Annotated in this window: 7 protein-coding genes; 2 read left to right on the forward strand and 5 right to left on the reverse strand. The window is 72.5% G+C overall.

Going from position 1 to position 8680, the window contains the following annotated elements; genetic code table 11:
- Window positions 1–282: 282 nt before the first annotated feature.
- Both AB0A61_RS13085 and AB0A61_RS13090 read right to left on the reverse strand, forming a co-directional pair.
- The gene (locus tag AB0A61_RS13085; RefSeq protein WP_361290636.1) at window positions 283–1503 is read right to left on the reverse strand and encodes an acetyl-CoA C-acetyltransferase; all 1221 of its coding nucleotides are present in this window, start codon (window positions 1501–1503) and stop codon (window positions 283–285) included.
- 310 nt (window positions 1504–1813) lie between these two features.
- On the reverse strand, window positions 1814–2839 hold the full coding sequence (locus AB0A61_RS13090) for an SGNH/GDSL hydrolase family protein (RefSeq protein WP_361290639.1): 1026 nt from the start codon (window positions 2837–2839) through the stop codon (window positions 1814–1816).
- A 159-nt stretch (window positions 2840–2998) separates the two neighbouring features.
- Between AB0A61_RS13090 and AB0A61_RS13095 the strand changes: the two genes are divergently transcribed.
- Window positions 2999–4387, forward strand: coding sequence for a cystathionine beta-synthase (locus tag AB0A61_RS13095; protein ID WP_361290641.1), 1389 nt, complete (start codon window positions 2999–3001; stop codon window positions 4385–4387).
- Between the two features lie 355 nt (window positions 4388–4742).
- Here the strand turns inward: AB0A61_RS13095 and AB0A61_RS13100 are convergent, their stop codons facing one another.
- Genes AB0A61_RS13100 through AB0A61_RS13110 form a run of 3 tightly spaced genes read right to left on the reverse strand, consistent with a single transcriptional unit; the run spans window position 4743 to window position 7524 of the window.
- Window positions 4743–5168, reverse strand: coding sequence for a hypothetical protein (locus AB0A61_RS13100; RefSeq protein ID WP_361290827.1), 426 nt, complete (start codon window positions 5166–5168; stop codon window positions 4743–4745).
- A gap of 19 nt (window positions 5169–5187) precedes the next feature.
- Window positions 5188–6801, reverse strand: coding sequence for a SulP family inorganic anion transporter (locus AB0A61_RS13105; RefSeq protein ID WP_361290644.1), 1614 nt, complete (start codon window positions 6799–6801; stop codon window positions 5188–5190).
- 39 nt (window positions 6802–6840) lie between these two features.
- Complete coding sequence (locus AB0A61_RS13110; protein ID WP_361290647.1) at window positions 6841–7524, reverse strand: carbonic anhydrase; 684 nt, start codon at window positions 7522–7524, stop codon at window positions 6841–6843.
- 199 nt (window positions 7525–7723) lie between these two features.
- On the opposite strand from AB0A61_RS13110, the gene AB0A61_RS13115 reads away from it, so the two are divergent.
- Complete coding sequence (locus tag AB0A61_RS13115) at window positions 7724–8566, forward strand: MurR/RpiR family transcriptional regulator (RefSeq protein WP_361290650.1); 843 nt, start codon at window positions 7724–7726, stop codon at window positions 8564–8566.
- Window positions 8567–8680 lie beyond the last annotated feature (114 nt).

Below are 8680 nucleotides of genomic sequence, written 5' to 3' on the forward strand. Positions count from 1 at the left end.
GGACCAACCAGCTGTCAGTGCGTAACGTCACGAACCGGACAGGAACTCGGCCCCGCTGTCCACTGGCGAAACACCTCTGACCTGCTGAATCCCTCCCCTGGGGGAGATAGGTCACATCCTGGGGGAGATTGGATCACAGAACGGCCCGGAATCCAGTGGTTTCTTGGAATCCGGGCCGTTTGCTCACGCTCGGTGCCACCGTCGCCACGGGCCGTCCCGGGGGCGGGCCTTCGGCGGCGGGTGGGTGAGCGGGTGAGCGGGTTCAGCGGGGGATGAGCGGGTTCAGCTGAGGCGCTCGATGACCATCGCCATGCCCTGGCCGCCGCCGACGCACATCGTCTCCAGGCCGAACTGCTTGTCGTGCCACTGCAGGGAGTTGATGAGCGTGCCGGTGATGCGGGCGCCGGTCATGCCGAAGGGGTGGCCGACGGCGATGGCGCCGCCGTTGACGTTCAGCTTGTCGAGGTCCACGCCGAGGTCGCGGTAGGAGGGGATCACCTGGGCGGCGAAGGCCTCGTTGATCTCGACCAGGTCGATGTCCTCGATGGTCAGTCCGGCCCGCCTGAGGGCCTGCTGGGACGCCTCGACCGGGCCGAGGCCCATGATCTCCGGGGAGAGGCCGGAGACGCCGGTGGAGACGATGCGGGCCAGCGGGGTCAGGCCGAGCTCGCGGGCCTTGGTGTCGGACATGATCACGAGCGCGGCGGCACCGTCGTTGAGCGGGCAGCAGTTGCCCGCGGTGACGAGCCCGTCGGGGCGGAAGACCGGCTTGAGGCCCGCGACGCCCTCCATGGTGACGCCCGGCCGCGGGCCGTCGTCCTTGCTGACCACCGTGCCGTCGGGGAGGGTGACCGGGGTGATCTCCCGCTCCCAGAAGCCGCTCTTGATGGCCTCCTCGGCGAGGTTCTGCGACCGTACGCCGAACTCGTCCATCTCCTGCCGGGTGACGCCCTTCCAGCGGGCGAGGTTCTCGGCCGTCTGCCCCATCGTGATGTACGCGTCCGGGACCAGGCCGTCCTCACGCGGGTCGTGCCAGGTCGTGCCCTCCTGCTGGGCGACGGCGGCGGTACGGGCCTCGGCCTCGGCGAAGAACGGGTTGCGCGTGTCCGGGAGGCTGTCGGAGTTGCCCTTGGCGAAGCGGGAGACCGTCTCGACACCGGCCGAGATGAACACGTCGCCCTCGCCCGCCTTGATGGCGTGCAGGGCCATACGGGAGGTCTGCAGCGACGAGGAGCAGTAGCGGGTGATGGTGCAGCCGGGCAGGTGGTCCATGCCCATCTGCACGGCGACGATCCGGCCGAGGTTGTTGCCCTGCTCACCGCCGGGCAGGCCGCAGCCGAGCATCAGGTCGTCGATGTCCCTGGGGTCCAGTTCGGGGACCTTCGCGAGCGCGGCCTGGATGATCGTGGCGGTGAGGTCGTCGGGGCGCAGGTCCTTGAGGGAGCCCTTGCCGGCGCGGCCGATGGGGGAGCGGGCGGTCGAGACGATGACGGCTTCGGGCATCACGGCTCCATTGGCGAAAGTGCGAGGGATGGGCAGGGCCGAGTGGGAAGTTACCCGTACGTATGCGCGGGGTCACGGGTGTCGGGGTGTGATCCTGGCCGCAACTTTCTAAGCGCTTGCTTTCCGGGTGGGAGGCGCAGGCGTAAAAGAACGCAGGCGGAAGGAGCGTACGTCCGCGGGTCCCGCCCCGGGAGGCTCCCGGCGACGCAGGGCGAGGGCGAGGGCCCGGATCAGCGCTGATCGGCGCGGAACGTCCAGGAACGGCGCGGAACGTCCAGGAACGGCCCGGAACGGCCCGGATGGGCCCGGATCAGGGAGACGGCGTCACTGGTGCACGTTCCGGCTCCGGCACCCTCCTCCTCCGCCGCCGCTTGAGCAGTGCCCACGGTCCTCGCGGACCCGTCGGCAGCGCCGCCGTGACCTCCGTGCCGGCCTCCGACGCCGCCTCGGCCGCGGCCCGGGCCACCGGCAGGAAGCCCTCCCGCCGCGAGGCGTCCGGCCGCTCCTCCTCCGCCGGCCACAGGCCCAGCGTCGCGCACACGGTCGGCAGGACCGCCATCGCCGCGGTGGCGTAGCCCTCCGCGGAGGGGTGGTAGTTGTCGGGGCCGAACAGCTCCCGGGGGTTGGCCGCGAACTCCGGGCCGAGCAGGTCGCCCAGTGACACGGTGCGGCCCCCCTGCTCCACCACCCCGATCGTCTGGGCCGCCGCCAGCTGGCGCGAGGCCCGGCGGGCCAGCCAGCGCAGCGGCTGCTGGACCGGCTCGATCGTGCCGAGGTCGGGACAGGTGCCCACGACGACCTCGGCGCCCGCCGTACGCAGGCGCCGAACGGCCGCCGAGAGGTGCCGTACGGAACGGGTCGGTGGCATCCGGTGCGTGACGTCGTTGGCGCCGATCATGATCACGCAGACGTCCGGCACCCGGGCCGGATCCGCCAGCACCAGCGCCACCTGCCGGTCCAGGTCGTCGGACTGGGCGCCCGGGAGAGCCACGTTGCGCATCTCCACCGGACGTTCCGCCACCGCCGCCAGGCCCGACGCCACCAGCGCGCCCGGTGTCTGCCCGGCCCGGTGGACGCCCTGGCCCGCGGCAGTGGAGTCGCCCAGCAGCCACAGCTTCAGGGGTGCTTCGCCGGGAGTGGCGTAGCCACGGCCGTACAGCCCGTCCGCCACCGGCACGCGGTTGTCCGTGCCGTTGCCCACGTGGCGCTTGGCCATCTGCACCTCGGCCAGTAACAGACCGACGGCGGCCACGCCGGCCAGGCCGATCCCCCCGCCGCCGTACGCGGCGCCGGCCGCGATCCGCCGGGCCACCCTCGCCCTCGACATGCTCGTCATGCCTCGCCGCCACCTCCTCGTAGCCGTACATCCACTCCTTGCCCCGTACCGACCGTCGTCCAATCTCAACGGGGAGTGAACGCCCGTCCCCGCCGCGCGCCTGGCCTTAGGCTGGCGGAACCACTACGACCACATCTTTTGCAGCGACCGGAGACAACGGTGCACTTCCACGACTCGATGATCAGCCTCGTCGGCAACACCCCGCTGGTGAGGCTCAACAACGTCACCAAGGGCATCCAGGCGACCGTCCTGGCCAAGGTGGAGTACTTCAACCCGGGCGGCTCCGTGAAGGACCGCATCGCCCTGCGCATGATCGAGGCGGCCGAGCAGAGCGGCGAGCTCAAGCCCGGCGGGACGATCGTCGAGCCGACCAGTGGGAACACCGGTGTGGGGCTGGCCATCGTGGCGCAGCAGAAGGGCTACAAGTGCATCTTCGTGTGCCCGGACAAGGTCTCCACCGACAAGATCAACGTGCTGCGCGCGTACGGGGCGGAAGTGGTGGTGTGCCCGACGGCGGTGGCGCCCGAGCACCCCGACTCCTACTACAACGTCTCCGACCGGCTCGTGCGGGAGACCCCGGGCGCCTGGAAGCCGGACCAGTACTCCAACCCCAACAACCCGCTTTCGCACTATCACTCCACCGGCCCCGAGCTGTGGGAGCAGACCGAGGGGAAGATCACCCACTTCGTGGCCGGCGTGGGCACCGGCGGCACCATCTCCGGGACCGGGCGCTACCTCAAGGACGTCAGCGACGGCACGGTCCAGGTCATCGGCGCCGACCCGGAGGGGTCCGTGTACTCCGGCGGCTCCGGGCGGCCGTACCTCGTCGAGGGCGTCGGTGAGGACTTCTGGCCGACCGCCTACGACCGCGGCGTCGCGGACGAGATCGTCGCCGTGTCGGACAAGGACTCCTTCCAGATGACCCGGCGGCTGGCCAAGGAGGAGGGCCTGCTGGTCGGCGGCTCCTGCGGCATGGCCGTGGTGGCGGCGCTGCGGGTCGCCGAGCGGCTCGGACCGGACGACGTCGTGGTGGTGCTGCTGCCGGACAGCGGGCGCGGCTACCTCAGCAAGATCTTCAACGACGAGTGGATGGCCGACTACGGCTTCCTGGAGGACGAGGGCCCGAGCGCCCGCGTCGCCGACGTCCTCAACGACAAGGAGGGCGGCATCCCCTCCCTCGTCCACATGCACCCGGACGAGACCGTCGGCCAGGCCATCGAGGTGCTGCGCGAGTACGGCGTCTCGCAGATGCCGATCGTGAAGCCGGGCGCCGGTCACCCGGACGTGATGGCGGCGGAGGTCGTGGGGTCCGTGGTGGAACGGGAGCTGCTCGACGCCCTGTTCACCAATCGGGCGTCGCTGGAGGACCCGCTGGAGAAGCACATGTCCGCTCCGCTGCCCCAGGTCGGTTCCGGCGAGCCGGTCGCCGACCTCATGTCCGTACTCGGCACGGCGGACGCGGCGATCGTCCTGGTGGAGGGCAAGCCGACCGGTGTGGTCAGCCGTCAGGACCTGCTGGCCTTCCTGGCCAAGGGGGGAAAGCAGTAGTGAACGTCCGGTGAACCGGGCGTATCCGCGGGGAACTTGCGGTGACCTCCGGCTGAGGAGGAGTCGCGGAAGTGGTACGAGCGTGTCACGTTCACGCAGCACCCGCTTAACACGCGTCCGGCACATTGGTGGGTGTCGGCAGGACGGTGGGGGCAGGCCCCCCGTCCCGGCCGGCGCCGAACGGCGCCAAGGACCTCCGGAGCGGCTCCCGGACCTCCATGGACGCCACGGACGCGCAAGCCCGGCCCTGACCCGGCCCGCGTCCCATCGCGGGGACCGCCGTCGTCCCGCCCCCCGGCAACGGGGGAGCGGCGGTCCCCGCGCATTACTTCCCGGCGGGCGGACGCAGAGGCGTTCACTCCTCCCAGTCGCCGTCCCCGGAACTCCTGCCGCGCCGACCGGTGAACAGGCCCGGGTTGGTGCGGGCGGCCTGCATGGCGTTGACGCCGACGATGCCGATCCAGGTGACGATCAGGCCGGGCAGGCCCATGACGGTGCCGATTCCGGACAGCGGCACGGCCAGCACCAACGAGACGATGCCGAAGCCGAAGCGCTCGCCCCAGGAGTCGGTGGCCTTCGGCGACCGGGAGTCGCGGGCCATCGTCATCTGCTGCTCGGCGAGTTGCCGGCGCACCCGGCGCTCCACGGCGCCGTCGATGCGCTGGTCGACCTTCTCCAGGAACGACTCCACCAGCGCGGAGTCGTACTCCTCGCCCAGCTCCCTGCGGGCCTGCAGGGAGGCGTTGAGCTCTTTCTTCAGGTCGGCGTCCCGCGCGTCCATTCCGGTCATGCGTACCAGGCTAGGGAGCGGGCACGCCCGCCGCACTGGGGATAGCCCCCCTGTCCCGGCTGGGACCGGCCCCCGGGGCCGCGGGAAGCACCCCCAGGGACTCCAGCACCCTGCGGTGCCGGTGGCCGACTCCGGTGATGCGGACCTCGATGCCCCGGCCGCGCAGCTCGCCCACCGCGTCCCTCAGCGCCAGCGCGCCCGTCGCGTCCACCGCCGTCAGGCCCGACATACGGAGGTCGACGGCCGAGACGCCGTCGTGCACCTCGGCGAGACTGCGGCGCAGCCGGTGGGCACCCGCGAACAGCAGGGGGCCGTCGAAGCGGTACGTCACCCGGCCCGAGCCGCCGGGCAGTTCGTCGGCGGCGGCCGGGGTGAGCCGGGTCCCGCGCACCGCCGCGCGCAGCGCCAGCAGCACCGAGACGCCGAGCCCGATCAGCACCGCCCGCACCAGGTCCAGGACCAGAGTGGAGGCGGCGGTCAGGACCAGGACCAGGGCGTCCCCGGGGGTCGATCGCGCCATCGCGCGGACCGTGTCCGTCTCCACCGTCCGGACGGCCGTCGCGAGCAGTACCCCGGCCAGTGCGGCCAGCGGAACACGGCCCACCAGCGGGGCCGCCAAGGACACGGTCCCGGCGAGGATCAGGGCGTGGGAGAGCGCCGCCAGGCGGGAGGCGGCGCCGGTGCGGACGTTGACCGCCGTGCGGGCGATCGCGCCCGTCGCCGGGACCCCGCCGAACAGCGGGGCCGTGAGATTGGCGATGCCCTGGCCGAAGAGCTCCTTGCCGGGATCGTGCCGCTCCCCGGGGCGCATGGCGTCGGCGGCGGACGCCGACAGCAGCGACTGCAGGGCCGCCAGCGCGGCGACCGCGGCGGCCGGCGCGAGCAGCGAGGGGACGCGGGAGAGGTCCAGGAAGGAGAGCGAGGGGGCCGGCAGCGTGGCGGGGAGCGTGCCGACGCGGGTGACGTCCACGGGCAGGACCTCCGCGAGCGCGGTCGAGACCGTGACCGCGACGAGCGCGAAGGGCACGGCCGGCTTCCACCGGGCACCGGCGAGCGTCAGGGCGGCCGAACCCACGGCCAGCGCCGGGGCGGTCCAGTGCGGGACCCGCCCGAACTCCGCGGCCGCCCGCGCCGCGACGACGGCGACCTGCTCACCGCGCGGTGCCGGCACACCGAGTGCGGCAGGCACCTGTTGCAGGGCGATCACACCGGCGATCCCGACGGTGAAACCGGCGATGACCGGCGCGGGCACGCAGGCCGTGATGGCCTCCGCCCCGGCCAGGGCCAGCGCCAGCAGCAGCACCCCGGCGATCAGGCCCACAGTGAGGACGCCGTCGGCGCCGTACCGGTGCACGATCGGCACGAGGAGCACCGTGATGGCGCCGGTGGGCCCGCTGACCTGGCGCGCCGAACCGCCGAAGAGTGCGGCGAGGGACCCGGCGACGACCGCGGTGGCGAGCCCCGCGGCGGCACCGAGTCCGCAGGTGACGCCGAAACCCAGGGCGAGGGGAAGGGCGACGGCGGCGACGGTGAGCCCGCACAGCAGGTCGCGGCGCGGCGCGTGGGTCATGGAGCGCAGATCGGTGAGGGAGGGGAGGACGGACAGGGCGCGGGAGTGGTTCATGGCTCCTTCGCGGGGAGTGGGCGAGGAGGGGGAGCGGGTTCAGGGCAGCAGGGTGACGAGCCCGGTGTCGAGGTCGAGGCGTGCCGCCGCGACGTAGGCCGGCCGGAAGGCGGGATCGGCCCGGATCGCGTCGCGCACCCAGGCCGTGTGGGCCCGCATGGTGTGCTCGGCCCAGTCCCCGCCCAGGGCCCGGGTCCGGCGGGCGGCGGGCATGATCTCGTCCACCAGCAGGCCCAGATGGCCGGGCACCGGGGCTCCCGCGCGCAGGTGCTCCAGTGTCGCCGCGACCGCCCCGCAGCGCTCGTGCCCCAGCACCAGCACCAGCGGGATGCGCAGTTCCTCCACCCCGTACTGGATGGAGCCGAGCACCGCCTCGTCCAGGGCCTGCCCGGCCGTCCGTATGCACAGCAGGTCCCCGAGCCCCTGGTCGAAGACCAGCTCCGGTGGCACCCGGGAGTCGACGCAGCCGACGACCACCGCGAACGGATGCTGTGCGGTGGCCAGCAGGTGCCGCCTGTCGCTCCCCTCGTGAGGGTGCGCGGGGCGGCCGGAGGCGTACCGTCGGTTGCCCGCGAGCAGTTCGTCCAGCGCCCCCTTCGGGGTCAGCGGCGGACGAGTGACGGGGGCGGCGGGCGGGGGGCCGGCCGCCGCCGGCGTCGCGGGTGCCGCGGCCAGTGCGCCGACGGCGGTGGCCGTCAGGAAGGCCCTGCGGTTGGAGGCCATGACGCTTCCTCAGGAGTCGTGTGTGCAGCGTCTGTTAACAGTAAGTACATGATGTGTCACTGTGGGTGTTCGTTTAACGACACTTGGTGGATCCCTTGCCCGTCTTGTATGGCCTCATGCAGAGTTCTTGGTGTCTGAATAGGAACTGGTCGGGGAGTACTCTCCCGGGGCGTCGAGGACATCTGGAGGGGGACACGACATGAGCGTGACCGACAGCCCGGCCGCACGGCTGCAGGCGCTCTTCGAGGGGCACCGGCTCACGCCGACCCAGCGGCGCATCGCGCACAGCATGGTGCGGCGGGCCGCCGACGTGCCCTTCCTGTCCAGCGTCGAGCTGGCCGAGCTCGCCGGGGTCAGCCAGCCGTCCGTGACCCGCTTCGCGGTCGCGCTCGGCTTCGACGGCTACCCGGCGCTGCGCCGGCACCTGCGCGAGGTCGCGCCCGCCGAACCGCCGGTGCGGTCGGCGTCGTACAACGAGTACCAGCAGGCCGTCGAGGCCGAGATCGAGAACCTGAAGCAGCTGGCGGAGGCGCTGGCCGATCCGCGGCCGGTACAGAAGGCGGGCCGGATCCTCGCCGCCTCGCGGCCGCTGCCCGTCCTCGGTCTGCGGGCCGCGGCATCCCAGGCCTACGGCTTCGCGTACTTCGCCGCCAAGGTCCATCCGGACGTACGGCTGCTCGACGAGGGCGGCACGATGATCCACGACCGCATCGACGGCGCGGTGCGGGCCGGTGCCTCGGCTTTGCTGTGCTTCGCGCTGCCGCGGCACCCGCGGGAGGTGGTCGACACCCTGGCCTATGCCAAGGATTCGGGGCTGACCGTGGTGACGGTCGCGGACTCGGCCTTCGCGCCGGTCGCGAAGTACGCCGATCTCCTGCTGCCCGCCGCCGTCGGCACCGGGCTCGCCTTCGACACCGCGTGCGCGCCGATGCTGCTCGGCCGGGTCCTGCTGGAGGCGATGTGCGACGACCTGCCGCAGGCACAGGCCCGGTTGGAGGAGTTCGACGCCAAGGCGGCGGCACAGGGGCTGTTCGTGGACTGAGGTGCCCGCTCCCCGGCCGTTCTCAGATTCGTCTCACGAACTGCCGCTGGGGGGTGGGGGGGGGGGGGCGGAGCGGGAGCGCCGGGGGGGGGGGCGCGGCCAACACAACCACCC

Origin of the sequence: Streptomyces sp. NPDC046197, assembly GCF_040646295.1 — a bacterium.
Lineage (GTDB): Bacteria > Actinomycetota > Actinomycetes > Streptomycetales > Streptomycetaceae > Streptomyces.